Annotated in this window: 23 protein-coding genes; 8 read left to right on the top strand and 15 right to left on the bottom strand. The window is 45.9% G+C overall.

Going from position 1 to position 25,028, the window contains the following annotated elements; all coding sequences use genetic code 11:
• The first annotated feature begins 2 nt into the window (after positions 1 to 2).
• From KOD92_RS13530 to KOD92_RS13510, 5 genes are all read left to right on the top strand, one after another.
• Entirely contained in the window at positions 3 to 518 is a 516-nt protein-coding gene (locus KOD92_RS13530) for a DUF4199 domain-containing protein (protein WP_215234100.1), read from the top strand.
• 33 nt (positions 519 to 551) lie between these two features.
• Positions 552 to 1,280, top strand: a complete 729-nt coding sequence (gldF, locus tag KOD92_RS13525; protein WP_215234099.1) for a gliding motility-associated ABC transporter permease subunit GldF — start codon at positions 552 to 554, stop codon at positions 1,278 to 1,280.
• A gap of 240 nt (positions 1,281 to 1,520) precedes the next feature.
• The gene (locus KOD92_RS13520) at positions 1,521 to 2,066 is read left to right on the top strand and encodes an RNA polymerase sigma factor (RefSeq protein ID WP_229254664.1); all 546 of its coding nucleotides are present in this window, start codon (positions 1,521 to 1,523) and stop codon (positions 2,064 to 2,066) included.
• Positions 2,063 to 2,977 (top strand): anti-sigma factor, encoded by a 915-nt coding sequence (locus tag KOD92_RS13515; protein ID WP_215234097.1) that lies wholly within the window; start codon positions 2,063 to 2,065, stop codon positions 2,975 to 2,977. Before KOD92_RS13520 ends, KOD92_RS13515 begins: the two co-directional genes overlap by 4 nt.
• A gap of 16 nt (positions 2,978 to 2,993) precedes the next feature.
• On the top strand, positions 2,994 to 4,694 hold the full coding sequence (locus tag KOD92_RS13510) for an FAD-dependent oxidoreductase (RefSeq protein WP_215234096.1): 1,701 nt from the start codon (positions 2,994 to 2,996) through the stop codon (positions 4,692 to 4,694).
• Between the two features lie 2 nt (positions 4,695 to 4,696).
• Here the strand turns inward: KOD92_RS13510 and KOD92_RS13505 are convergent, their stop codons facing one another.
• The 4 genes from KOD92_RS13505 to KOD92_RS13490 all read right to left on the bottom strand — a co-directional run bounded on the left by KOD92_RS13505 (position 4,697) and on the right by KOD92_RS13490 (position 8,327).
• Entirely contained in the window at positions 4,697 to 5,383 is a 687-nt protein-coding gene (locus KOD92_RS13505; RefSeq protein ID WP_215234095.1) for a hypothetical protein, read from the bottom strand.
• A complete protein-coding gene (locus KOD92_RS13500; protein ID WP_215234094.1) occupies positions 5,380 to 6,300 on the bottom strand; it encodes a restriction endonuclease in 921 nt (306 codons plus the stop codon). Before KOD92_RS13500 ends, KOD92_RS13505 begins: the two co-directional genes overlap by 4 nt.
• A gap of 25 nt (positions 6,301 to 6,325) precedes the next feature.
• On the bottom strand, positions 6,326 to 7,624 hold the full coding sequence (locus KOD92_RS13495) for a hypothetical protein (RefSeq protein WP_215234093.1): 1,299 nt from the start codon (positions 7,622 to 7,624) through the stop codon (positions 6,326 to 6,328).
• Between the two features lie 280 nt (positions 7,625 to 7,904).
• A complete protein-coding gene (locus tag KOD92_RS13490; RefSeq protein ID WP_215234092.1) occupies positions 7,905 to 8,327 on the bottom strand; it encodes a helix-turn-helix domain-containing protein in 423 nt (140 codons plus the stop codon).
• Between the two features lie 172 nt (positions 8,328 to 8,499).
• Between KOD92_RS13490 and KOD92_RS13485 the strand changes: the two genes are divergently transcribed.
• From KOD92_RS13485 to KOD92_RS13475, 3 genes are all read left to right on the top strand, one after another.
• Complete coding sequence (locus KOD92_RS13485) at positions 8,500 to 8,757, top strand: hypothetical protein (protein ID WP_215234091.1); 258 nt, start codon at positions 8,500 to 8,502, stop codon at positions 8,755 to 8,757.
• Positions 8,758 to 8,962: 205 nt separating this feature from the next.
• The gene (locus KOD92_RS13480) at positions 8,963 to 9,634 is read left to right on the top strand and encodes a hypothetical protein (RefSeq protein ID WP_215234090.1); all 672 of its coding nucleotides are present in this window, start codon (positions 8,963 to 8,965) and stop codon (positions 9,632 to 9,634) included.
• Between the two features lie 29 nt (positions 9,635 to 9,663).
• The gene (locus tag KOD92_RS13475; protein WP_215234089.1) at positions 9,664 to 10,098 is read left to right on the top strand and encodes a DUF7684 family protein; all 435 of its coding nucleotides are present in this window, start codon (positions 9,664 to 9,666) and stop codon (positions 10,096 to 10,098) included.
• 150 nt (positions 10,099 to 10,248) lie between these two features.
• On the opposite strand, the gene KOD92_RS13470 is transcribed toward KOD92_RS13475, so the two are convergent.
• The 11 genes from KOD92_RS13470 to KOD92_RS13420 all read right to left on the bottom strand — a co-directional run bounded on the left by KOD92_RS13470 (position 10,249) and on the right by KOD92_RS13420 (position 25,009).
• Entirely contained in the window at positions 10,249 to 11,631 is a 1,383-nt protein-coding gene (locus KOD92_RS13470) for a putative oxidoreductase C-terminal domain-containing protein (RefSeq protein ID WP_215234088.1), read from the bottom strand.
• A 45-nt stretch (positions 11,632 to 11,676) separates the two neighbouring features.
• The gene (locus KOD92_RS13465; RefSeq protein WP_215234087.1) at positions 11,677 to 12,453 is read right to left on the bottom strand and encodes a glucosamine-6-phosphate deaminase; all 777 of its coding nucleotides are present in this window, start codon (positions 12,451 to 12,453) and stop codon (positions 11,677 to 11,679) included.
• Between the two features lie 18 nt (positions 12,454 to 12,471).
• Positions 12,472 to 13,653, bottom strand: a complete 1,182-nt coding sequence (gene nagA, locus KOD92_RS13460; protein WP_215234086.1) for an N-acetylglucosamine-6-phosphate deacetylase — start codon at positions 13,651 to 13,653, stop codon at positions 12,472 to 12,474.
• Between the two features lie 185 nt (positions 13,654 to 13,838).
• Positions 13,839 to 15,158, bottom strand: coding sequence for a sugar MFS transporter (locus KOD92_RS13455; RefSeq protein ID WP_215234085.1), 1,320 nt, complete (start codon positions 15,156 to 15,158; stop codon positions 13,839 to 13,841).
• Between the two features lie 200 nt (positions 15,159 to 15,358).
• Positions 15,359 to 16,756 carry a Gfo/Idh/MocA family protein gene (locus KOD92_RS13450; protein WP_229254663.1) on the bottom strand — a complete coding sequence of 466 codons (1,398 nt, stop codon included), beginning with the start codon at positions 16,754 to 16,756 and terminating at the stop codon, positions 15,359 to 15,361.
• A 78-nt stretch (positions 16,757 to 16,834) separates the two neighbouring features.
• The gene (locus tag KOD92_RS13445) at positions 16,835 to 18,139 is read right to left on the bottom strand and encodes a hypothetical protein (protein ID WP_215234084.1); all 1,305 of its coding nucleotides are present in this window, start codon (positions 18,137 to 18,139) and stop codon (positions 16,835 to 16,837) included.
• 17 nt (positions 18,140 to 18,156) lie between these two features.
• Entirely contained in the window at positions 18,157 to 19,536 is a 1,380-nt protein-coding gene (locus tag KOD92_RS13440) for a neutral/alkaline non-lysosomal ceramidase N-terminal domain-containing protein (protein WP_215234083.1), read from the bottom strand.
• Positions 19,533 to 20,924, bottom strand: coding sequence for a DegT/DnrJ/EryC1/StrS family aminotransferase (locus KOD92_RS13435; RefSeq protein ID WP_215234082.1), 1,392 nt, complete (start codon positions 20,922 to 20,924; stop codon positions 19,533 to 19,535). The genes KOD92_RS13440 and KOD92_RS13435 overlap by 4 nt, the downstream gene beginning before the upstream one ends.
• Before the next feature lie 33 nt (positions 20,925 to 20,957).
• A complete protein-coding gene (locus KOD92_RS13430) occupies positions 20,958 to 21,962 on the bottom strand; it encodes a Gfo/Idh/MocA family protein (protein WP_215234081.1) in 1,005 nt (334 codons plus the stop codon).
• 94 nt (positions 21,963 to 22,056) lie between these two features.
• The gene (locus tag KOD92_RS13425; RefSeq protein WP_215234080.1) at positions 22,057 to 23,112 is read right to left on the bottom strand and encodes a LacI family DNA-binding transcriptional regulator; all 1,056 of its coding nucleotides are present in this window, start codon (positions 23,110 to 23,112) and stop codon (positions 22,057 to 22,059) included.
• A gap of 139 nt (positions 23,113 to 23,251) precedes the next feature.
• The gene (locus tag KOD92_RS13420) at positions 23,252 to 25,009 is read right to left on the bottom strand and encodes a RagB/SusD family nutrient uptake outer membrane protein (protein WP_215234079.1); all 1,758 of its coding nucleotides are present in this window, start codon (positions 25,007 to 25,009) and stop codon (positions 23,252 to 23,254) included.
• Positions 25,010 to 25,028 lie beyond the last annotated feature (19 nt).

The raw sequence follows: 25,028 nt of genomic DNA, 5'->3' as shown, positions 1-25,028 counted from the left end.
AAATGGAAGAACAAACCTCTACTGCCCGTGTTGCCTTGAAGTATGGTGTACTTGGTTCGGTTGTGATCATGGTCTATACAACGATCATCAATGTTTCGGGGCTGTCGCAGAACAAGCTTTTGTCTTCGCTTTCCTTTGTGTTGATGATCGTGGCTATTGTATTGGCTATGAAGAACTTCCGGGAGCAGAATAAGGGTTTTATGAGCTACGGGGAAGGGCTGGCTGTCGGCTCGCTGGCTTCGGCGATCATGGGGCTGCTCAGTTCTGCGTTCACGATGTTCTATATCCAGTTTATCGACAATACTTTACTGACCCAGGGAATGGACCAGGTGCGGGAGGATATGGAACGCAGAGGGATGGACGATTCTCAAATTGATCAGGCGATGGAGCTTTCCCAAAAATTTATGTCGCCCGGCGTCGTTTTTATTATGGGCGTGCTGGGATACCTGTTGACCGGCTTTATCATTTCACTGATCGTAGCTGCGGTTATTCGCCGCGAAAAGCCTGTTTTTGAGTGATTTGTCAATTGTTGAGTTTATAAAAATTACATTGTGTTTGCAATCTTCCGGAAAGAAATTGGCAGCTTTTTTAATTCACTGATCGCCTATATGGTGATGGTCGTATTTCTGACCGCGATCGGGCTGATCGTCTGGGTTTTCCCGGATTCCAATATCCTTGACTACGGTTATGCAGATATGGGCTCATTCTTTCGTTTGGCCCCCTACGTGCTTATATTTCTGATCCCGGCAATTACCATGCGTTCCCTTGCGGAGGAAACAAGGACAGGGACACTGGAACTGCTGCTTACCAAGCCGATTACCAATATTGATCTGGTACTGGGTAAGTTTTTTGCAAACTGGAGCCTGGTGTTGCTTACCCTGCTGCCGACCCTGATCTACTATTACAGCATTTACCAGCTTGGTAACCCCGTCGGGAATATCGACTCAGCTGCGGTTGCCGGCTCTTACGTTGGTCTGCTGCTGTTCAGCGGGGCTGTTGTATCAATGGGGCTATTTGCTTCCTCCCTGAACGAAAACCAGATCGTTGCATTTATTCTGGGTGTTTTCTTTGCCTTTATATGGTACGTCGGCTTCGGCGCGCTGTCACAATTACTGGGTACCGGAACCGGCTCACAGCTGCTTCTCTGGATCGCGCTCGACGAGCAATATATCTCCCTCGGCAAAGGGCTGGTGGATTCAAGGAACATCGTTTACCTGCTGAGCCTCATTGCCTTTTTCCTGATTTTGACCCTTTTGAAAGTCGAAAAGCTCAGAAAATGAACACTTTGCAATTCAGGTAGATAGATTTGATCTAATACAGTGTGTTTGGTCGTATATGCATTAAAACACACTAAGATGGTAGCCTTCTATATCAGATCGGATTTTCCTTTGATTCAAAGGAACTTAGGAAATACAAGAGAGCGGAACAGAGGGGCAATAATTTATGCACCTGCTGACTGGTTCTTGGGAAATTTCGCTAGATTGCCAGTACGTAATTTACAATTAACTGTTAAGCGACTCTTGGCGACAAGCAAGGTAAAATACTCGGAAGAGGAACTCGTGCTGGCTCTCAAAAGGAATGAGCGGGTGGCATTTGATTTCCTGTACGACCATTACTCAGGAGCTTTGTTTAATATCATTTCAAAAACGTTGAGGGACGAGGAGAAAGCCGCAGATGTGTTGCAGGAATCTTTTTTGAAAATCTGGAAAAATATAGCTTCATATAATCCGGAAAAAGGAAGATTGTTTACCTGGATCATGAATATTGCGCGGAACGGCGCAATTGATGCGGTGAGAGTGGAAGGAAGAAAACCAATAATGGGTGATATAGACGACATGGCGGTCCGGAATGAGAAAGACTCGTACGAAGATTTGCAGACGACCAGCTCGGATATGAAAGCGATCATTGATATGCTTCGCCCCGAACGGAAGATTTTGATTGATATGGCTTATTTCCAGGGTTATACGCACGAAGAGATCTCCGAAGAGTTAAGCATACCGTTGGGTACCGTGAAATCCAGGATCCGCACGGCGTTACAAGAGTTAAAACAATACTTTGCAGTATGAACATCCAAGCATACATAGAGTCCGGCATATTGGAAGAATATGTATTGGGCACTGTCTCTCCTCAGGAAAAACAGGAGGTTGAGTGTATGTCTCATATTTACCCGGAGATCAAGGAAGAGTTGCTGAGAACTGAGAATGCTTTGGAAGAATATGCATTAAAACATCAGACTCCTCCTCCGGCTTCATTGAAAGAATCGATTTTCGCAAGATTGGAATTTGATTCTGAGATTGAAACAAATCATGAAACGAATAGCGCGCAAGCAGCTGGCACTCAGGAAGAAATAAGATTAAACGATGGTGTTGAACACGTTAGGCCGGTTAACACAGATAACGGAAAGGTAATAGCCGACGTTTTTGAGCGGCCGGAGGTAGAAACCCGTGAGGTAACCCCGATCTGGGCGAAAATTGCAGTCGCTGCCGCTATATTGCTGGCAGTGTTTGCAGGCTGGTCTGCTATGCAGATGAGCGAATACAGGCGGGGCAACGAACAGCTGGCTGCTGAGCTAGGTAGCTTGAAAGGCGAGGTTGCCGGGATGAAAAGCAGTCTTGCGTATAGTGAGGCACTTGCAGGAATGTACCGCGACCCAAGTTATAAAGTGGTAAAACTAGCCGGAATGCCGAAATCGCCTGAAAGCGCAGTAGCTGCATTCTGGAACCAGCAAACGAATGAGGTAATGCTCGACGTACAAAACCTTCCGGCACCTCCGGCAGGCAAGCAATACCAGCTTTGGACGATTGTAGATAACAAGCCGGTGGATGTAGGAGTACTGGATAATGAATTTTCAGGTAAAGTTTTGAGAATGAAAAACACCAAACCCGGCGCAGTAGCATTCGCGATTACATTGGAAAAAGAAGGTGGGGTACCAAGTCCTACGATGGAGGAGATGTATGTAATGGGAAAGGTGAGTTGAGAAGAACTATTTAAATATGAAGCGTAGAAATTTTCTAGCAAACATCGCCGTTACAGGCGCATTAATCAATACCACAACAGAAGGTCCGGCTGCAAAGTCCGGGCCTTTTTTGCGTGAAGACAAATCCAAAGAAACCCTCAAAGCCGACCTGGTAATCGCAGGTGGTGGGCTTGGCGGCTGTGCAGCTGCATTGGCTGCATTGCGAAATGGACTTACAGTAATCCTCACCGAAGAAACCGACTGGATCGGCGGACAGATATCGCAGCAAGGCGTGCCGCCCGACGAGCATCAATGGATAGAAACCCACGGCGCTCCGAAGGCTTACCGCGATTTCCGCAATGCGATCCGCGAGTACTATATCAAAAATTACCCGCTTACCGACGAAGCCAAGAGCCGCAAGCACCTCAATCCCGGCGATGGCGCAGTTTCGCGCATTTGCTGCGAGCCTATGGTTGCAGTAGCGATTTTGAATGATATGTTCGCCCCTTACCTCAGTACCGGAAAATTGACTTTACTTACTGAGCACAAGGCTGTGTCCGCCGAAGTGCAGGGTAACCGCGTGACTTCGCTGGAAGTGAAAAGTAGCCGCTCTGGTAAGCATTTCACATTGACTGCTCCCTATTTTGTGGACGCTACCGAGTTAGGTGACTTGCTGCCGATGACAGGCACGGAGTTCGTCACAGGTACCGAATCCAAAGCTGAAACCAATGAGCTGCACGCTCCTGAAAAAGGCAATCCCGACAATGTGCAGGCATTTACGATGTGCTTCGCGATCGACTACCAGCCGGGCGAAAACCACGTGATCGAAAAGCCTGCCGAATATGATTTTTGGAAAAACCATGTTCCGAAGATGAACAAACCGTGGTCGGGCAGGCTGCTTGACTTGTCGTATTCCAATCCCAAAACGCTGGAACCTAAAATACTCGGTTTCCACCCGGAAGGCATTAAAACTGGTGACGCACTCAACCTCTGGGTGTACCGCCGCATCATCAGCCGCCAGAACTTTGTGCCCGGAACTTACGCAGGCGACATTACGATTGTCAACTGGCCGCAAAATGATTATATGCTCGGCAACCTAATCGGTACCAGCGAAAAGGATTTCAAAAAGCACGTCGACCGCGCCAAGCAGCTCAGCCTTTCGCTACTCTACTGGCTGCAAACCGAAGCTCCACGCCCCGACGGCGGCAAAGGCTGGCGCGGCATCCGCCTCAGGAAAGACATTATGGGCACCGAAGACGGCCTCGCCAAATACCCCTACGTCCGCGAATCCCGCCGCATTAAGGCACTATTCACGATCAAAGAAGAACACGTAGGAGCAGAAAACAGGGCAAATGCAGCGAATGGCAGTAAAAGCGCGGCCACTTTCCCGGACAGCGTCGGAATAGGCTACTACCACATCGACCTACACCCGAGCAGCGCCGGCGACAATTACATAGATTTCGCATCCCTCCCATTCCAGATCCCACTAGGCGCCCTCATCCCCATACGCATGGAAAATCTGCTTCCCGCAAACAAGAACATTGGCACCACGCACATCACAAACGGCTGCTACCGACTACATCCGGTAGAATGGAGCATCGGGGAGGCTGTGGGGTTGCTGGTGAAGTTTGCTTCTGGGAAAAATGTTACTCCGCGGGTTGTTCGGGAGAGGAAGGAGTTGTTGGCGGGGTTTCAGGAGTTTTTGAAGGGGGAAGGGGTTGAGTTGGCGTGGCGGTGATGTTAAGGATTCAGCTGTAGAGGTTCTAACAATTTGAAATCGTCCTTATACAAACAAGCCAGATTTTCTACTTCATACATTTTTAGCCCTTCTTGAAACTGTATAGGCAATTCGTCTTTACGCAGATATTTTTTTCTAGACATACCAGTTTTTAAATATCCTTTGCTTTCTAATATTTCAAAGCCAGTCCTAGCACCGGCATGTAGATATACTTTATCTGGCTCCAAGCTCCTAAATGATGCTATTCGTAGAGATGTATCATAAACCGACAATTCGCCAAATCCTGGAATTTTGCATTCGTTAACAATCTGTAATATTTCATCAAAGTTACCTGTACTTGCCAAATCGTTTATCCTCATAATCAGGTTGTTCCTAACTTGGCGGCTAATGCTTTTGGATATTCCGCGAATGTTTCCATTCCGATCTTCAAAGACATCTTGATGATTGTGCCTAATAAAATACGCAATACCATTGTTCGTTACCTTAAAAGTGCCATCAGAAGCCAAAACAATTAGTTCGGTAAAATTAGGTAAGCTTTTGTAAAATGATAGGTATTTGTCTAGATAGTCTGCCTGCGAATCAAAGACAAATGCAACTTTTATAGAGTTTCCTTCGCTATCGTTATACTTAAATAACTTATAGGCGGTTCCTTTATATTTGGAAATAATATCTTCTAAAAGCATAATCATATAATTCCTGTTGTCCTGTAAAATATTTCGCCGGTATCTGACGCATGTCGCCGTTTGATAAATATTAAATCATCAAGCCGCATTCTTCCATCCAGAACAGTCATTAGGTCTTGACCATCCATAAGAATCATAGAATTTGCTATTGGACTTTTTGTTTCGGTACACTCGGAAGAAAATCCATCCATTGAGATGAAGAGACCTAGGGTGTTTTTTAGTTTTCCAGAAATTTTACCCCCAAACGCATACAAGTCAGCGGCATTTACGAGAGATTTCTGCCATTTTGCTTCAAGTAAATAATCAATACTCTGGAATGTGAATGACCCATCTATTTGCTCGCCGACGATTTTAAAGGATGCCTTCGGTAGTAAATCAAAAAGATGAAACAATTCGTTTAAAAGTTTCTCTAATTCAAAGCCCCTTTTCTGAGGGTTTGTTTCCATTGCGATGTTAAAAAACTTTTCTTTTAGTCCATTCAGTTTTTCAGAAAATGATATCGTCTGCTTAATTTTTTCAATATTTTCAGCCCTTTTCTCAGCTGCGATATTTAACTCATTTAGTGCGTCAAAATATCCTGATGTTTGAAGCCGCAGCTTTTTAACACTTTCCTTCGCTCGTTCAATGATATCACCTTTCTTATCCCAATATTTCAAATGACTAAAATCTTGAAAATTGGATGTCTCTTGAAGTAATTTCAACAGATCATTTTGATAAATATCTGGCCTAGCATTCATTCTGTCAATGAGTTGAGATATACTTTCGTACTTAACATTCTCCTCCCAATTGATAGTGGAAACGATTAGCGAATTTTCGATAGTCAATTCTAAGAACTGCCTTAAATCCTTTTTTCGCCAATAAATATTTGAAAGAGCATCTTTAAGAGCTATAAGGGCCTGTGTCGAAATTTTTTGAAGTTTCATATTGATTATTAGTTTTCTTCATGCATTACTTTAATATACTATATGCAAGATTATTCCACTTTGTCAAATCACTGGAAGTTTTGCTGCCAGATAAACCTTTGAAAAGCTCGTCATAGTCTTGATCATTAACATATATTAATCGACGATAGTTGGCTCCTATTCCAGAGAAAGCAATGGGGAAGAAATTGTGCCAATTAATTGAGGTATTTGGGATTTTAAAAAACCAACCATTTTGTTTTGGAAATAATTTATTGAATGCGTTAAATGCGTTTGGAATTTCTGCTTCTGGAATGCCAGTTTTTTTAGCAAGTAGAGCGTATTCTTTTGATTCAATATCTGTTAGTATAAATCCGCCAAATACATATGTGAAAAACTGCCAGAATCTTGGATAAAGAAAAAAGTAGGAATCGTTACTTATTTCTAATAACCCCGACTTAATTGTTCCTGGTAAGGATAGATAGTTTAATATATTTGTGATATCCGTCGCGTTATAATTACCTTTTGATTTCTCTATGATATGCTCGATGGCGCATTTTAAAATGGTAACTCGCGCTAAATGCTCAATGTAAAGTGATACTTGTATAATAGTATTTGAAGGATTATAGAAGGTCTCTTCAAAACATTTTTTTGACAGGTCTACAATCTCATCATCATAAAAGTCACCTCCGTTCAGCTCGTGACATATTTTTGCTGTAATGTTTCTATATTCTATAAAGTAGTTGAATAGCTGATTAATACGTTTTATCGGATTTCTAACAAAGAATGACCCAGAATTAATTTTGTAAAAGTAGTCGTCTAGCCGATGGTAACTAACAATAGCAGGATCGCTTTTCTTCAATTTCTTTATAAGTGCAAGTTGTTTCCTTTCCAATAGGTATGAAAAGCGGATAGTTTCTATATCTTCCTTGGTTGGATTTATATGAAGAAATGATTGCAATGTTTCGTGAGTGTTAGACAGATCCGAATTATCGATTAGATCGATTTTCAGTTCTTTGGCTTTGTCTCTAAAGAATGTTATGCTAGGCCTAGTCTTTTGCACTATGAAGCATGCTTTCTCATAATTTAGATATGTCATCCATCCACAAATTTTGAACAGGTCACTAAATCCCCAATCGCCACCTTTAATTTCAACTAGATTATTTGCGGCAGAATCAGTCTGGAAGTCCGTAGTTAGTATATCAAGTTCTAATAGTTCCTCTACCTCTCTGTGGATAATACTCCTCTCGACATATAATCCTCCGGCTTGCATAAATGCACAAACATAATCTTCATAATCCTTGTCTTTCGGGATTGCTGGTAACTCTATCGCGGTTGATTTACTCATTTATATAGTCGCTGAGTAGTAATAATATTTTTATGCGAATGAAGTGTTAGTACTCGCATAAAAATATAAGTAACTCTTGGAATTATTCAAGCTTATGGAAGAATAACTTAGTTAACGGTCGACTTCTGTGTTAAGGAAGTTAACGATTAAATCTATATAACTCTCATCGCTGATTTTTTGGTCAGAACTGACCCTAATGCATATAGGCTCTTTACTTTGTAAGTTTCACAAAGCGTTTCAATTTCGGCTCGATACTTTTCCAGCCGTTCCACATTTTACATTATTTCCCCCCAATCAACCGCTCCAACCGCCCCATCATCTCATCCTTCTCCTTCAACATCCGCTCATAAAGCTCCATTTTCTCATCGTGTAATCTTCTTATTTCGGTAATTGAATTGACGGTGAAAGTTGAATGCGGATTTCCAAGATATGCCTGATCGTGGAATGTATTGGAGATAATGTTAATGGCTTGATCCTCATCAAAATTCCGAATCGCCTCAGCCGGGATTTTAAGTATCGCCGAAACCTGCTCCAAAATATCGGAATCGATCTTTTCTTTTTGTTCTAGGAGTGAAATCTTTTGCTGGTTCCATTCTTCGCCGAGCTCGAAGGCGAGAAAATCTTGTTTGATCCCGAGCATTTCGCGGAAGCGTTTCAGGTTGCGGCCCTCGTGGATCTTCGGGTTGGAGGTAGTGGGTGTCATGCGGAGTGGTGTTTGGTTAAAGAGGCAATTTATATAAATCCGGCGGTAAATTTTTGGGTAAGTTACATGCATTTCGGCGTAAGTCACGAGTTGCAAATGTTGGGTATGTTTTGAGAGAATGTGAGGTTTGTGACGAGGTACAAGCTAGTTTCACACATTAACCAACAAACAAATGGACACAAGGACACACATTAGCGAGCCTTCGGAGGCGGTTTTGCTGGCTTATGGTAGGGAGGTAGAGACATTGCTGAGCAGCAGCACCCCTGAGCGTTGGAGGATGCATGTTTGGGATATGTTCGGGGGCTACATCCTCGCACAGAAGGATTTAGGTTACACGCCGGAGCTGAGCAATACTTTTTGGTCTTTTAAAGAATTGGTGGAGTTTTTTGAGGTGGTAGAGCGGGTTCGGGATGGAAATATGGTGGGGTAACTGGTTGTGATTTGGAATTGGTTTTGAGAGTGTTCCATCGACTGAAGTCGGCGGGAATGGATTGGGTTGGTAATCTATGTCAGTCTGCTCCAACCCCCAGCATCTATAGCCGTCGGTTTCAACCGACGGGAAAAGATTTTATTTAATAATTTTGATTATATAGCATTCAAAATCAATGTGTTTAGCCATATTTTAATAAATGTATATGAAAAAGTATTTTACGATTTTGGCAGCGGCGCTTGTTAGCCTTTCATTTTCCGCAAAAGCCCAGAAAGTGGCAGGTTGGGAAATCGGCATTCAGGGCGAGTTTGGGCGCGATTGGTATCATAAAAGTTATGCGCCCGAAGTAATCTATGGAGATGAAATCCTAAACTTTTCTTCAAATCGCTCGTGGGGTGCGGGGTTCTATTTTGAAAAGCCGCTGAATACACGCTTGTCGCTGCTGGCGCAGGGGGGCTACGCGCAGAAGAAAATTCACCCGCAGCTTTTTTATTATCCCAGCCAAACAGCGGCGCAATCCTATACGAGAGAATTGCATCACAGGGTTGAGGCGGATGCTGGCATGCGGCTTTATCTGAATCCTGAGAGTCGGTTGAAGTTTTTTGTAGAAGGCAAACTAGGCGGAAATATCTTCCTCTCGATCGTTCAGCACGAAACCACCTATGGTGATATAGTGGTCAAAGATGTCTTTGGCTTTCAGCGCGTCGCGCCGGTTGCATCAGCCTCAGCCGGTCTCAAATGGTCAAGACTCACGATTTCGGCAGAGTACAGGGACGATCTGATGGTTTCGAAACGAAGCGATGAAATGAGCGGGGTTGCTGGAAAGGGGTTGTTTGGGAAGGTTGGTTTTGCGTTTTTGGGGGGGAAGGGTAGGTAGGAGTTTATATCACACTAAACTATAAGCAGATGCCAGATTTGCATCTAAACAACCGACGAATCGATATAATTGAATATAACACGTATACGAACTGGGCAAGTCAGTTGCCAAATTCGAATTGGTTGTGCATCCTTGTGAGTGATGATCGGGAACGGCGCTATTTAGACGAAGTAATCAATAAGATTATTGCAAGGGATGTCTGTTGGGTAGCCGCGATCGGTAACCAGTGCGAACTTTTACATGATCTGGTCGATGAAGAAGTTGCTTTCCGTGGGGTTGATATAGACTCCTTATATCTCCCGAAACATGATATTATGACAACCTTTCATCGGGATTTTCAAGAGGGAATTTGGTTTTCTATTTACGCTGCCCACGATGAAGAATTCGAGATAGAGACAATAACTATTTTGGATTTGACGAGTGGCAAGAGGAAGAAGGAAATAGAACTTGCTCTTGAAAACTAGTGTGTAAACCTTTCTGGCAGACGTTTGTCCATGATTAATTCATAAAAAAAGCGAGCAGCGTCCAGCGCTACTCGCTCCAATAAATCCATTTCCGTCGGTTTCAACCGACGGGCACCGGGCATAGGGCAAGGGCATGGAATATCGCCAGCCCTACCTCTTCGCGCTCTTCAGCGCCTCCGTTGTCAGCCAGTACTTCGCAATAATATTCGGTACCTCCCACTCTGGCAACTTACCCGCTTTCAAATACTCCATATATTTATTCGCAACCTGCGCAAAATGCGCTTCGTGGCCGTTGTCGTATTTTTGCGGGATTGTTACTTCCCAGCCCGCTGCATTCTTTTTCAATTCAATGCCAGGATATTTGTCCTGGGCAGCTTTGAAACCTGCTGTAACTGCGTCTTCGTAAGCTTTGCTTTTGTCCTTGGTTTCAACGTAAAGCACCGGCTTGTATTTCTGGTCTTTACCCTGACGAACAATCAAGTTCGCCTTTGAACCTTTCATGATCGAGTAATGCGTATCGCCTGTTCCTTCCGGCGCCTGGAAATTCCATAGTACCGAAACTTTCGCGTGCACACCTTTCAAAGTATAAGTCATTTCTCCATTCGAATACACATTCAAAAGGCTGTCTTTCACATCTTTGCCCAAAAAGTCAGGATACTTTTCACTTTTGGTAACCAGCTTGAATTGCGATGGCGTAAGTTGTGTCGCAGTACGTTTTGCATTCAGCAGCTTCATATCTTTTTGATAATCCAGAGTCACATCCGGGAAAGCGCTCCATTGAACCAGATCTACCAAATGCGTCGTCACATCCACCATTCCTTCACCTTGCTGGTTCACGTCAAAAAACCATGTCGGACGAACAAGCGGCTCACCGGAAATGTATTTGAAAAAGTGATGCACACTTTCCTTCATCACAGCCGGGTCAGACGCAGTTCCTTTTTGTAACTCTCCAAAAATCTCAGGAACCGCAGCCAGCTCGCGCTGCAAGGCATTGGTGATCTCATAACGCTCCGTCATGATATCATAAAGCAACACCTTATTTTTATCCGCACTCGCAAAAGCTTCTTTCAGCTTGTCAAAACCAGCTGCGTCGATCGCCATTGGTTTGTCGGCCAACACGTTCAGACCTGCGTCCACAGAACGTTTGATATAATCGGTTTTCTTCTGGTTATTTCCAGCCAAAACCACCACGTTACCCTTTTTCTCAGACAGCATTTTGTCCATGAAATCGGTGCCCGTGTACACTTCCTCTTTCCATTTCGTAGGATCCTCGGCGCGGGTGTTGTACTTCTCAACCTTGTCCAGGTAAGCTTTCACATCCGGACCTTCGGACGCATACACATGCACCACAGAGTCAACATCTGCGTACATGGATTTCTGAACAAGCGCCGCGTGGAAGTGACCGGGCTCCACCACGATCAGGCTCAACGGTTTTTTCGACGTCTCATCCTTAGCCTCTTCCTTTTTCGTATTACATGCCTGATTTAATGCCATTGCGCTCAATAAAGCGGTAGTCAAGAGTTGTTTTCTCATTTGAATGGGTTGATGTAACAGGTGCAAGATAGTCCCAAAACGAAACTATGCCTGACTGTAAGACGAAATTTCTTTGAGCATCCCTGAACTCGCTTTATCGATAAAAAGAATTGCATTCGGGTGGGTGCGCAGGATCGTCGACGGGTACAATTCCTGAACATCTTCCTCAACGGTATGGGCAATCGCCTCCGCCTTTTTCTCTCCCGGAACAATGCAAAACGCATAAGTCGCCTTCATCAAAGTAGGGATCGTGAGCGTCAATGCAGTGGCCGGTACCTCGTCGAAAGAATCAAAGCATGCATCATTAACCTGCTGCTGGCGGCAAGCATCGTCGAGCTCAACCTGCTTTACCACCAAAGGATCATCAAAAAACGCCACGTGCGGATCATTAAATGCCAAATGCCCGTTTTCACCAATTCCCAGACAAACGATATCAGTCGGGTTATCGAGTAATAACTGCGTGTAGCGTGCACATTCCGCATCAAGATCAGCCGCATTTCCGTCGAGGTAATTGACAGAATTCAATGGTTTGAAATCGAATAACCGCACTTTCAGAAAGTTGCCGAAATTCTGTGGTGCATCGGCCGGGATACCCACATATTCGTCCATGTGAAATGCATTGATCTTCTCCCAGGCAATCCCTTTTTCTTCTTTCAAAACTTCCAAAAACTCGTTTTGCGAAGGCGCGGAGGCAAAAATGATATTGATGAACTCTTTTGAATCCTGCAATTCACGGATCTTGTCGGCCACAGCCTGCGCTGCATTTGCACCCATTTCCTGTCTTGTATTGAAGATCTGTATTTCCAAATTGTCGACTTTCATCTTTCGTGTTTTTAATACTTATATAGCGTTATTGTAAATTACTTTTCCTTTCACGATGGTTTTTTGTACTGATATATTTTGGTCAAAAATCACAATATCAGCATCTTTCCCAGCCACTAGGGAGCCTTTTCGCTGGTCAACTCCCATGATTCTCGCAGGTGTCAAACTCGCCATTCTCACCGCGTCGAGCAGCGAAACGTCTGCGATTTGTACCATCGTCCGCACCAGTCTGTCGGCTGTGGAAACACTTCCTGCAAACGAAGTACGATCGGGCAGCTTGGCCACGCCGTCTTCCACGATTACTTTCAACCCGTTTTTGAGCGAACCCAGCGTACTTTCTCCTTCGGGCATTCCGGCGGCGCGCATGGCGTCGGTAATCAATGCAATGCGATCGGCTCCTTTTATTTTATAGATCAGCTTTAAAAGCGGCGCAGGCAAATGCACCCCGTCGGCGATAATCTCCACATCCATATCCAGCAAAAAAGCACTTTCAATGGTCCCCGCATATCTAAATGCATTCCGCCGCGTCACACCCGACATCGCCGAATACAAATGCGTGGCCAGGGTATAACCATTTTCAAATGCATCCAAAACCTCCTCGTAAATAGCGTCAGTATGCGCCACTGCTGCCAGAATGCCTTTTTGTCTTAATCTTTTACCAAAATCAATAGCCCCCGGCAACTCCGGCGCCGCACTCCATCGCGTGATCGACGAAGAGTAGGCGAGTACTGCCTCATACTCCGCCGGATCAGGATTCCGGATATAACGCGGGTCCTGGGCACCCCGCTGGCTCAATGCAAAATAGGGACCTTCCAAATGCATCCCGAGAAACTGCGCACCGTTTGCATTCAATGCATTCGCTTTTTCATACAGATCTAAAGTTTCCAGCAAATCAGCCTTTTCACTCGTCAAAGTGGTCGGTACCAAAGCAGTAGTACCATATTTCGCATGCGTTTCCGCAATCCCCAAAAACGCCTCCACACTCCCATCCATAAAATCATGGCCGCCACCACCGTGAATGTGAATGTCAATGAAGCCAGGCGCCACATAATGTCCACCAGCGTCGATCACCTCCGCATCCGGAAAATCCACATCCCGAGCCTCAATCCCAACAATGATTCCATTCTCAATCAATATAGTCCCATTGCGGATGTAGCGGTAAGGAGTTAGAAGTGTGCCGTTTATGATTTTAAGTTTCATTTGTTTTTAGTTGTATGTCACATTGCTTCTTGTATTGTCATGCTGAGCGGAGTCGAAGCACGTTACTGCTCGTGAGTAGCGCCCTTCGACTCCGCTCAGGTTGACAAAGGTCGCCTTCCCTTGGACTGCGCTCAGGGTGACAAAAGTTATTCACTCATTCAGTCATTCAATCATTCAATCATTCCCTAACTCCACCTCCTAAACCGATGCCCCTTCACCGCATAAAACACCAGGTACAAATAACAAGGAATCAATACCCAGTACGCCTGCCGCACGTCAAACTGATCGGCGAAGTAGCCATAGAAAAGGGGCATGATCGCGTTTCCGCATAGTCCCATGATCATGATCGAGGCGCCTAGTTTGGTGAAACGGCCGAGGTCGTCGAGTGCCAGCGGCCATATTCCGGCCCAAACGAGCGAGTTGGCCAAACCGAGCAAAACCACAAACCAGATCGATATGTCAGCTTCGTGACCGAGGAAGTTAACCTGGCCTTTTGTGAAAATAATGAGTAGTGAAAAGACAGTTCCGAGAACCGTGCAAACGCGCAATGCATTCACCTGACTGATAAATTTCGGAATCAATGTGATCCCGATCAGGTACCCGCAAATCGTACAAAACAGCGTATAGGAAGGAAAAACCTTCGCTTCCAGCAGATCAATGCCCATTGAATTGGCATAACCAATAATGGTATCGATTGCGATCACCTGCGTTCCTACATGCAGGAAGATCGCCAGTGCGCCAAGGATCAGGTGCGGGAATTGGAAAATGCTCGTTTTACCCGCATTGGCAGTAGCAATTTCCTGACTTTCATGCTCGGTGTCAATCTCCGGCAAAGGCGATTTGAAAACCAGGATCCCCAGCACAAACAGAAAAGTACCCAGCGCAATATAAGGATTGATCACCCGGCGGATCAGCTCGTCCAAAGCCGTACTTCTTTCAAGATCGGTCATCGAACTGAGCTGTGCAAAAAGATCGGTATCAGTAGGTTTCAGGATAACCGCAGCAAAAACAATAGGAGAAAGTATCCCCGCCGCTTTATTGCAAATCCCCATCATACTGATCCGCTGAGCCGCTCTTTCTTTGGCTCCCAAAATCGTAATGTACGGATTAGCAGCAGTTTGCAGAATAGCGAGTCCAATACCGATCGTAAATAGACCGAGCAGAAAAATCTCGTAAGTCCGCGTTAGTGCAGCCGGTACAAAAATGAATGCACCCAGCGCCATCGCCCAGAAACCGAACATCATACCCTTCTTGAAACCAACCTTTTTCAACAAAAAGGAGGAAGGTACCGACATCACGAAATAGGCAATGTAAAATGCAAATGCGACCAGATAAGCCTGGAAACTGGTGAGCTCGCAGGCGATTTTGAAATAAGGAATAAGGATGGAATTCACCCAGGAAATGAATCCGAAAATGAAAAACATCACCCCGATCAGAAAAATCGAGATAGTTGTCTCTCTCCTGGAAAGATCTTCCACTTTAATTGCCATTGCTCCTGTTTTCATATCTTTTGTTCCGGCGACTGAAGTCGCCGGCAATTGATTTTTTTGTTTGGCTTTTGCCTGCGGCTTAGCCTTTTTTATTGTTACTTATTGTGATCTAATGATTGATTAGTTGATTTTAGTAATGAATTAGAATTAACAGAAACTCACTCATTCACTCATTCAATCATTCAATCATTCAATCATTCAATCATTTAATCATTCTAAACCGTCGGCTCCCAGCCTTTCTGGTATTCCCGTTTCCAGAATTTCTCAGCAGCCTTATTCCCTTTAATATGCCCATTAGTAGGATCAATATTCAATGTATCTCCCGTACGTATCGCGATATTCCCCAGCTGCGCGAGCAATGTACTTTGGTGTCCGCCGACGATTTCTGCATTCAATGCAGTGCCTTTTTTGATACCGTTAAAGAAGTTCTGAATGTGCAGTGCATCGAGTCCTTGCGATGGGTTCATTTTATTGAGCGGGTCGATTACGAAATCGTTTTTCGCTTCTTTTACCAGCTTGTTTTTCAGGTCGAAAATCTGGTAAGTGTTGCCTTCGCCTATTTGCAGCGAACCATTATCTCCATAAAACACAACTCCCACGCTCGCGCCTTCGATCGTGCGACCGTTGCAGCTCCTGCCTTCCCACGTCATCGCGGTGTTATTGGCAAATTCGAGGTTGATAACCTGTGTATCCGGCGTTTCCCAATCGTCTTTGTAGCGGTAGCGGCCGCCTGAGGAAGTTACGCGTGTTGGATAGTCAACCTGCAAGCCCCAACGCATTAAATCCAGCATGTGGGTACCATTGTTGAGTGCCTCGCCCGTGCCCCAGTTCCAGAACCAGTGCCAGTTGTAATGCACTACATTATCTTTATAAGCTTTGCGCGGCGCCGGCCCCTGCCACAAATCGTAGTCAAGCCACGAAGGCACAGCCACTTCCTTCCCGATTCCGATCGACGCGCGGTTGTTGGTATACCAGCCTTTTGCAAAGTAAACCCGACCAATCACGCCCTCGTGAATTGCCTTTATCGCGCCAGCCACATTCGGCCACGAGCGGCGCTGGTTGCCCATTTGAATGATATTCTTGTATTTCTTCGCAGCCGCGATCAGCAGCTCGCCTTCGTGCGGGTTGTGGCTGCAAGGTTTTTCGAGGTACACGTGCTTGCCAGCTTTCGAAGCCAGTATCGCTGCGGGCGCATGCCAGTGATCGGGAGCCGCAACTACCAGCGCGTCCATATCCTTATTTTCCAGCGCTTTTCTGAAATCAGGTACGTTCGCTGGTTTGCTTTTTGAGATTTCTGAAACGGTACTGATCGCCTTTTCAGCAGCACGCGAGTCTACATCAGAGATGGAAACGACCTCGCAATTGGGCTGTAAAGCGTAATTGGAAGACAATGCAAGCCCGCGGCTATTCACGCCCATCATACCCACCCGCACTTTCTCATTGGCGCCGATGATTTTCGCGTAACTTTTTGGGGAAAAACCAGGTAAAACGCCGCCGAATGCCAGCAAGGCGCTTCCTGTGATTGATTTCTTTATAAAATCCCGTCTGTTCTCATCGCCGCCCGACAGGCCAGCAGATGCATTGGTGTTGCTATCTTTTGAATTGGTTGACATAATGGTCAGGTTTAATAGTATCAGATAAAAAAAGCATTGAAACACAATTCATACTGGTAATTGGCAGCAATGCGCGTTTCAGTTTTTGGTAAATGGATTAGGTATTTTGACAAGATCCTGGATCGTTTTTCCATTGTGTTCAAAACGGGCAAGCGTGTAAACATCGCCATTCGCGCCCACTGCAATCGAATTGACATAAGTGGGCCGCTCGCCGTCTTCGTAAAAGACAGGACCGTGGTCAATGTAAGTTTGGGACGGAATGTGGAAGGTGATCAAGTGCAGGTTTTCCAAACCTTTCGCCGCGCCCTTCGCAATCTGGCTTTCACCTTTCAAGCGTTTTCCATCGACGTAAATCGGCCCGCCGGTGAGGTAATAAATCGTTTCCTGATCGGGGCCGAGCTGAAAACCGAGGTACCCGTAGCTGAACTGATCAAACATCCCGCTCCTTTTCGAAGGAGTGGAAGTAATGCGCTCCACGATCTCGATCTGCTCTTTTCTTGGATCAAAACGAAATAGATAACCCGAGTTACCGTGTACGCCGTACGCCACTTTTTCTTCCGGATGCCAAAATATCTTCCGCCAGTTGTACGACATACTGCCTGGCCGGGTAGGATCATATTTGCCAAAATAATCAAGGCGCAAGTCCACATTCTGCAACTTCCTGACGGCTCCTACTTCTGGATTATAGGTAAAAATATCACCCTCAGCCACCGAGAAATACACATCGCCCAACTCTGCGTCCACAAAAAGTGACCTGCAAAGTGAGCGGAAATCGTCGCCCGGCGTTCCTGCTTCCCCATCACCAGAAATCGGCCCCAGATTTTTCAGGCGGTTTTGATCCAGATCAAAATGAATGAAATTTCCATGCGGCCACGTAATCCCGTACAAATGCCCGCGCTCGCGATCCATTGTCATCGAAACCATTCCTTCTCCAGTCGGTACAATCGCCAGATCTTCAAACTCACCCGTTTTCAGATCATAGGACAGAAAATGTCCGCCGGGATAAAGTCCGTAACCCGCCGGTGGCGTTTCGGGCAGCCTGTCCATTCCGTCAATTAGTTGGTAAAAACCGACGTGCGTTGAGAAATACAGCTTGCCATTTCTTTCATAAAAGCGCACGTGACTTTTTCCCTGCGGAATCGCATTCAGGTCTTTTTCGCCACAAACTTCCGTCAGATCGGCAATGAAAGAAACCTGGTCGGTGTCGGGATCGAATGCAAACATTTGTCCGCCGATCTCGTGGTTATCAGAAGAAAGTACATAGTAAATCTTCCCGTCGCTGGCCGCGGAAATCGCATTATAAGTATCGTGCGCCCGCTCAAAACCGGAGTAATACCGTTTTGCGGTCAGCGTAGTTGTATCGGTCAAGGCTTCAAAAGCCATATAATGATCGTTATTGGTCACTTTTTGTCAGTTTTAATAACCCTGGATTCAGGTTTGGTCACGCCCGCTTCTTTGGCCAGCTGCACCAATCCGTTCAGAATTTGAATTTCAACATCGGAAGCCCAGGTCGCGGGCAAACCGTACACAATCGCAGCCGCCTCGCCTTCATAGCCGCCTTCACGCAGAATAGTGGCACTTGGAATGTAGGTCATCACGTCATTGGAATAGCCCATCACGAAAGTTTCCTGGCCGAATATCTTTTTGAGATTGATCGCGTAATCCACCACCAGCTCGCCGCCGAGGGTCATAATCGCCTGGTCACCCAGCTTCCAAACTTGCAGTGGAAAAGGGTAGGAGGTAGCAAAAGACTCCTTCTTTTCGATTTTTTCGAGCATCCTGTTCGCCCACTTTTGCTGATAACCCTTCGTATTCTTGGCTAATGCAGTGAATTGTTCTTTGGTAGGGGCAGTAGTAAGCGATAGCCCCACTTCCGAATAGGCAGTCGATAATGTCGGTTCCAAAGTCTTCATATCTTCACTCAAAACGCGCTCTACGGCAGCTGCGAGCGTTTTTCCATATTGAATAGCAAGTGGAACCGTGTGGCGTGGCAATGGATTCTGGTCCGCGCCGGCGCCCTGGAAAAACAATGCAGTAGTGCCGGAATACAATTTTTCAAGCTCGATCTGCGCATAACCCGGATAATCGCCCGACCATTTATACAAATCCAAAACAGTGGGGTGACAAGCGTAGCCGAATGCAACCGCCAGCATTTTTCCTTTTGCGTCAGACACTTTCAATACCGGTACCGCCGCGTCGCCCGGGCCGGTGATTTCGGTCAGCCTTTCCAGCGTAGCTGCATTGTTATTTCGCCGGTTTACCTGAAACCGCGCCACGCCATTTTGCGATTGCAAAGTAGCAGGTTGCAAAGCTTTCAATGCATTGCCCGCCAGCGTCACGATCTGGGTTACGAGCGACGAAGAATAGGCGTCAATTTTCTTCTGGTCTACGGCTTGCAGTGGATAAATATCTGACAATGCACTTCCCAAAACCGGACCTGAATGCGTATGCGAGCTGTTGAGAATTATTTGAGCTTTGGAGAGTTTGTATTTTGCCAAAAGCTGGTTCCTGATCTCGTCTGACATACTTTTCGGGAAACCGAGCAGATCCGTCGTGATCAGAATTGCCTGCTTTCCCTCTGCATCTTCCAGCGCCAAAGCTTTCGCCCACAAATCGTGCAGCTTACCTTCGGAAGGGTGCGTGCGAATTGCGAATCCCGCCATCCAAAGCGGACCTTCGGGCGTGATCGCCACTTTGGCCACGCCTGCTTTCCACCCTTTGTTTTGAGCAAAAGTCAGCGAATGCAGCATTACCAGCGAAATCAGCAGAAATGCTCTCATTTTTTCGCAGCTGTTTTGATCTGATCCGCGTGGGCGTATACTTTTTCGATCGCCGTCGCAATGGATTTCATGTCTTCTCGGGTCCCCAAAAGCATGTTCTGCGTAAACCAGACAGCTTCTTCGTTGCAGATTTGATCATTCACCGGACACTTATTCCGCTCGTTATATTGATTGATATCGAGCATTTCCTTTGGGTACATTCTCTTATAGTTCTTCGACTCAAATGTATCTTTCAGGTAAGGCTGCGTGTTCAAAGTCGCATAGCCGCTCGCGCAGGGTACACCTTCCGATTGCAATGCTTTCAAGAACAAATCTCGGCTCAGATTCTTGAAACCCGCTTTTTGAAACCGGAATGGAAAAAGGTGAAATGCGCCTTTGGTCACATTATCGTACAGTTTGTAAGGCACAATTCCGGGAATATCCTTGATCTGAGATTTAAGATATTCTGCATTCTCGTGGCGGGTAGTAGTCTGCGCATCAAGTCGTTTCAGCTGCGCCAGCCCGATAGCAGCCTGGTATTCGGTGAAACGCAGCTTGGTACCCTGCATTATACTCCCGGTACCCACCGAGCCCACAGCTGTTCCGTACGGATTTCCAAAGTTGGTATAGGAAAAACAACGATCCATGAACTTGTCATTGTTACTCACAATCGCGCCACCTTCACCGATAGGAAGGTTTTTTGAGTTTTGAAAACTAAAACAGCCCGCGTCACCAATCGTGCCTACTTTCTGTTTATTATATTCTGCCAAATGCGCCTGGCACGCATCTTCGATCACTAGTAACTTATGCTTTTTTGCAATCGCCATAATCCGGTCCATATCTGCTGGCAGGCCGAGAATATGCACGGCGATGATCGCTTTGGTGCGCGGCGTGATCTTCGCTTCAATTTTTGCCGGGTCAATCTGAAAAGTTTCCGGGTCAATATCAACAAAAACGGGCATCGCGCCATTTGACAAAACCGCGGAAACGGTAGCTATAAACGTATAAGGCGGCACCAGTACCTCGTCGCCTCCTTTGATGTCCATTTGATTGATCGTCGCCACCAATGCATTGGTACCATTTACAACAGCCAGCGCCCTTTTCGCGCCCAGCGCCGCAGCCCATTCTTTTTCAAACTGGGTTACTACCTGCGCCCGCGACCAAACGCCGCTTCTTAATACTTCCAAAACCTGCTTTTCATCCGTTTCCGGGTTCCATTGCGGCCAGGTAGGCCACTTTGTAGCACTCCAAGCCGAGGGACCGCCGAGTATAGCCGGTTTTTGGGCTGCATTATTATTTATTGAAAATGCACTGGAAGCACCAGCTGAGGCAAGTACGAGCCCCGCGCCAGCCAGCGAATTTTGTTTAATAAAGCTCCTTCTCGAAAGCTTGTTTAGGAATTGTTTCATGAGATTTCCGGGTTTAGGTGACGGAACAGATTCTTATTTTTTGCGGGCCTTCGCCAGCACTGTTTCAAGCAATACACTTTTGCCGCCCTGTCTTTTACTCTCGTCAGCGGCTTCCATGAATGCAAATATCTCGATCGTTTCTTCGGGTGTCACCGGCACTTCGCCAGTCTGGAAATATTTGATAATATCCTTTAACAAAGGCTCATAGCCTCCATACGGACCCAATACTTTGTTTCCATCCTGAGTGAAAACTGTCCCGCCGTAATCGTGCTTTCCCGAGCGCGTACCGCGGAATGTACCCGTGCGGCCATCTTCCCAAATCCCCACTACAATATCGGTATTCAGCGTATTCACGCGGGTTACGCTTTTGCAGCCTGTGCCCATTACCGTGTACAAAGTTTCCACGCCGTGTATGCCGTACCAGTAGAAATCAGGGTGTGTTTTCTCCAAAACAGCCGGACTGAATGTATCTGCGCCCAATACTTTGGCTTTATCAATTGCCTCAATGCCTTTGATATACCTCAGCGAAGAGGCTGAGAATATCGGCATTTTATACTTTTTGGAAGCTTCGTAAATAGCCAGTGTATCACTTAAAGATCCTGCAACCGGCTTGTCAATAAACATCCTCTTGCCCGATTTAAAAACTTCGAGCGCCTGCGGCAAATGCAGCCTGCCGTCGTTCGTTTCCAGCAGGATCACATCTGTTTTGCTCAGCAAATCCTTGATAGAATCGACGATCTCTACGCCCAATTTTTTTACTTCTTCAATATATCCCGGAATGCGTTTCGCGCTGGATTCAATGTCTTTGCTGCCGTAAGGATAGGCAGCCGTGACTTTGTAGCCGTCAAAAACAGGATCTGGCTGGGCGGCGTTCAGCGCTTTGGTGAAAGCAATGCTGTGGGAAGTGTCAAGACCAATAATGCCTACCCGCTTTCCGTCCGCCGGTTTGGCTGATAAAGATTGGAAATCGAGCAAACTAAGCCCGGCGCCTGCTACGGCTGATTGTAAAATGAATGTTCTTCTGCTAAGCGAATGCATAGAGATGTCAGGAAAAGTGTTTAGGAATAGTAAGTACGTAACGAGCTCGGGTACGTACCCGTAAATATACTAACATATTTGAATTTGCAAAAAATCAGTTCTGATAAAATGCCTGGTTCTCCCTGGTAATGATGTCAATAGGCATAAAATGCACCTTTTCGACGGGAGCGCCCAGCACCAGTTTCTGATAAAGCGCCATTAACCCGCGGTAACCCTGTTCTTCGGGTTTGTGGCAGATCAGGAAATCGATCAAACCTTCGTTCAGGTAATTGATATTTTCCTTTAAAAAGTCAAAACCGATCAGTGAAATATCAGTCCGCTTGCTTTTCTTCAAAAACGAGGCAACTGCAAAAACCCTCGAATTGGTCACGAAAATCGCTTCCAGATCTTCATGTTCGTGTAAAACGCGTGTCAATGCATTGGTAACCGATAAGTTATCGGTATCAGCAATGTCAATCCGCACGATTTCGCAGGGCTGATTGTGGTCCGTAAAATAGGAGCGGAAGCCTTTTTCGATTTGCTGGTAATTATAGTCGATCTCCTTGGAAATATTGACAACCAGCACTTTGTGGTTTTCCTTCAAACGGTAAGTCAGCAATTTGGCACTTACATAACCGCTGTGAAACAAATGCGGCCCGATGTAGCAAAGGTTATCCTGGCCGGGTAAGTCAGAATCTATGAATGCAAGCGGGATCTTTTTGGTGTGACAAGCCTGTACAAATTCCTTTGACTCTTCAATAAATGAAGGGGACAACAGCACACCTTGTACATCTTCCTTCAAAAGTTTGCGCGCCTGCTCTTCAAATGAATTTTTATCATTCAAATCAAAAAAGAAATGGAGTATTTCAATGCCGTACTTTTTTATCTCTGATTCAGCCCGCTTGATACCGCGCAAAGGCGCTTCCCAGAAATCTGTTTCTTCCGAAACCCGCGGGATCAGGACAGCCAGCGTAATAATTTTTCTGGAAGCGAGCCTGCTTGCTAGTATATTGGGTTGATAGTCAAGCTCTTTAATAATATCGTTGATCTTCCGCTTGGTCTTTTCCGAAACGCCCGTCCGGTTATGAATGACCCTGTCGACCGTGGCGATAGAAACATTGGCCCGTCGCGCAATCTCCTTCACGCCGTAGTAAGTGGTATCTTTTTTCATCCGGTATTATCTGAAAGGCATTGAATGCCCAATATAAAGAGCGTTTTCCCAAAAATAGTAAAGCACTGCCAGCATATTTGCTATTTGTAAAAGGCTGCATCCAAGTTGCTTTTACTTTGATGCAGCCTCATAAGAGCGGCTATTCGATCGTTTCCAGCGGCGCAATGTTTCGCTCCGAACCTTCGTAACCTGTATTCTGATTGATCACAGCGAGGGTATTGGCTGTAATCACGATAGAAGGAATGGGCCAGAGTACGTGGAAAGGCGCTATTGCGGCTATGTTTCCAATATACGAGACCTTTTTTTCGTAAAAGTTATTGCGTGAATAAACGCGGTCATAATAGTAATTTTTGGTACTGAAATTAGGCAGATCATAACCTCCTTTGTTCAGTTTGGCTGTGATATACGAAGCACGTACCAGCTCCGAGTGGCGCGGTTCTTCGGCAAAAAGCTCGCGTGCGCGCTCATCGAATATGAAATCGAGCGTCACTTGTCCCGCAGCAACCGGCAATGCTTTTGCCCGCTCGCGTACTACATTCAGGTCGGCAGCGGCGGCGGCAAGGTTATTTTTCCAGAAATGCGCCTCAGCACGCAGTAAGTAAGTTTCAGCCAGCCGGAAAATATACCAGTCGCCGTTTCCGCCCATCGGGGCAGCTTTCGGATCGTCCTGCGGCACGAATGTAATGTAATGCGGCATCGCGTAAAGGGAATAGAAAGTGTCCGCGAGTACCGCCATATTCTGCGGTTTGATCGGTTTTCCAAAGTCGACAGACGCAGGATTATTATAAAGCAGCTCGTCGAGATCAACCCAGTTGATATTGCTTCTCCTCAGATCCGTCGTGTTTTTCCAGTTTGCATTGCCGAATTTCCAGAGATCATATTGGTAAAATGGCGTGAGCCTCACATTTCCATTTCCGCGACCAAGCGAATCGTACATCGGCCCCGAAGCAAGCGTACCCGCCTTACCCTGACTATCCCGCACCACCGCATTCCACCACGCACTATTATAATGCCGCATGGTGTAAAGACCAACTGATTTCGCCCCCGGAGGCGCTTCAAAACGGTCTACAACCGCAAGGATCGTCTCCGTATTCTGAGTTGTATTGAAATTTTTCGGGCGGTGTAAATCCCAGATCACATTACGTTTCGCATCTGCGGCAGATACGCCAAACCGCGTTTTCATCAATGCATAAGGACCATTGATCACCGCGGACGCTGCTTCGATCGCTTTGTCAAATTGCAGGTTCGCCAGACATATCTTCGCCAGCAAATGGTTACCCGCGCCTTTCGAGATCGCCCCGGCCGGAGCAGTCGCCGGCAGCCATTGAACCGCGAATTCCATATCTGCCTGGATCTTGTTCAAAATAGTCCAGCGGCTGTGCGTTTGGAAATCCAGCTTGGCGCCTATTAGTTCTTTTCCGATAAATGGCACATCGCCATAAGTGTTCACGAGCCGGTAATACCAATATGCGCGGTGCCAGTAAGCTTCGCCCAGAAGCCGGTTACGATCTTCTTCACTGCTCCATTTGATATTATCAATTCTGGAAATCAGCACATTGGCGTTTTTAATTGCGCTATATGCTGAATTGAACATCGCCAGAAACTTATAGTATCTGTCGGTATTCGGGGTGAGCTTGTAAAAGTCAAGCTGCACGCTGGCCGCGCCCAGGTCGGAGGCGGCGAATTCGTTGATCATAAAGCTGATATTGCCCGTATTCTCATTTTTCAGGTCTTTCCGCATCGTGATCAGCAGCGATTCAAAGCCCGCTTTATCCGTGTACACATTTTCAGGCGTGAAGAAGGAAAGGGGTTTTGGTTCAAGCCATTTTTCGGTACAGGAAAGCGCGACAGCAGCCAGTATCGTAATCGTAAATAATATGTTCGGTATCCTTTTCATGATTTCAGAATTTTGGATT

This window comes from Dyadobacter linearis, assembly GCF_907165045.1.
Lineage (GTDB): Bacteria > Bacteroidota > Bacteroidia > Cytophagales > Spirosomataceae > Dyadobacter > Dyadobacter linearis.
Note: the sequence above shows the minus strand (reverse complement) of the source record. Positions and strands in the feature narration are given on the sequence as shown.

Excerpts from the sequence above, each read along its gene's own strand:
- KOD92_RS13515 (WP_215234097.1), top strand. The coding sequence starts at position 2,063 with ATGAACATCCAAGCATACATAGAGTCCGGCATATTGGAAGAATATGTA.
- KOD92_RS13485 (WP_215234091.1), top strand. The coding sequence starts at position 8,500 with ATGGACACAAGGACACACATTAGCGAGCCTTCGGAGGCGGTTTTGCTG.
- KOD92_RS13435 (WP_215234082.1), bottom strand. The coding sequence starts at position 20,924 with ATGAAACAATTCCTAAACAAGCTTTCGAGAAGGAGCTTTATTAAACAA.
- KOD92_RS13475 (WP_215234089.1), top strand. The coding sequence starts at position 9,664 with ATGCCAGATTTGCATCTAAACAACCGACGAATCGATATAATTGAATAT.
- KOD92_RS13530 (WP_215234100.1), top strand. The coding sequence starts at position 3 with ATGGAAGAACAAACCTCTACTGCCCGTGTTGCCTTGAAGTATGGTGTA.
- KOD92_RS13420 (WP_215234079.1), bottom strand. The coding sequence starts at position 25,009 with ATGAAAAGGATACCGAACATATTATTTACGATTACGATACTGGCTGCT.
- KOD92_RS13440 (WP_215234083.1), bottom strand. The coding sequence starts at position 19,536 with ATGAGAGCATTTCTGCTGATTTCGCTGGTAATGCTGCATTCGCTGACT.
- KOD92_RS13480 (WP_215234090.1), top strand. The coding sequence starts at position 8,963 with ATGAAAAAGTATTTTACGATTTTGGCAGCGGCGCTTGTTAGCCTTTCA.
- KOD92_RS13465 (WP_215234087.1), bottom strand. The coding sequence starts at position 12,453 with ATGAAAGTCGACAATTTGGAAATACAGATCTTCAATACAAGACAGGAA.
- KOD92_RS13500 (WP_215234094.1), bottom strand. The coding sequence starts at position 6,300 with ATGAAACTTCAAAAAATTTCGACACAGGCCCTTATAGCTCTTAAAGAT.
- KOD92_RS13430 (WP_215234081.1), bottom strand. The coding sequence starts at position 21,962 with ATGCATTCGCTTAGCAGAAGAACATTCATTTTACAATCAGCCGTAGCA.
- KOD92_RS13455 (WP_215234085.1), bottom strand. The coding sequence starts at position 15,158 with ATGAAAACAGGAGCAATGGCAATTAAAGTGGAAGATCTTTCCAGGAGA.
- KOD92_RS13450 (WP_229254663.1), bottom strand. The coding sequence starts at position 16,756 with ATGTCAACCAATTCAAAAGATAGCAACACCAATGCATCTGCTGGCCTG.
- KOD92_RS13445 (WP_215234084.1), bottom strand. The coding sequence starts at position 18,139 with ATGGCTTTTGAAGCCTTGACCGATACAACTACGCTGACCGCAAAACGG.
- KOD92_RS13470 (WP_215234088.1), bottom strand. The coding sequence starts at position 11,631 with ATGAGAAAACAACTCTTGACTACCGCTTTATTGAGCGCAATGGCATTA.
- nagA (WP_215234086.1), bottom strand. The coding sequence starts at position 13,653 with ATGAAACTTAAAATCATAAACGGCACACTTCTAACTCCTTACCGCTAC.
- KOD92_RS13425 (WP_215234080.1), bottom strand. The coding sequence starts at position 23,112 with ATGAAAAAAGATACCACTTACTACGGCGTGAAGGAGATTGCGCGACGG.
- KOD92_RS13490 (WP_215234092.1), bottom strand. The coding sequence starts at position 8,327 with ATGACACCCACTACCTCCAACCCGAAGATCCACGAGGGCCGCAACCTG.
- KOD92_RS13510 (WP_215234096.1), top strand. The coding sequence starts at position 2,994 with ATGAAGCGTAGAAATTTTCTAGCAAACATCGCCGTTACAGGCGCATTA.
- KOD92_RS13505 (WP_215234095.1), bottom strand. The coding sequence starts at position 5,383 with ATGATTATGCTTTTAGAAGATATTATTTCCAAATATAAAGGAACCGCC.
- KOD92_RS13495 (WP_215234093.1), bottom strand. The coding sequence starts at position 7,624 with ATGAGTAAATCAACCGCGATAGAGTTACCAGCAATCCCGAAAGACAAG.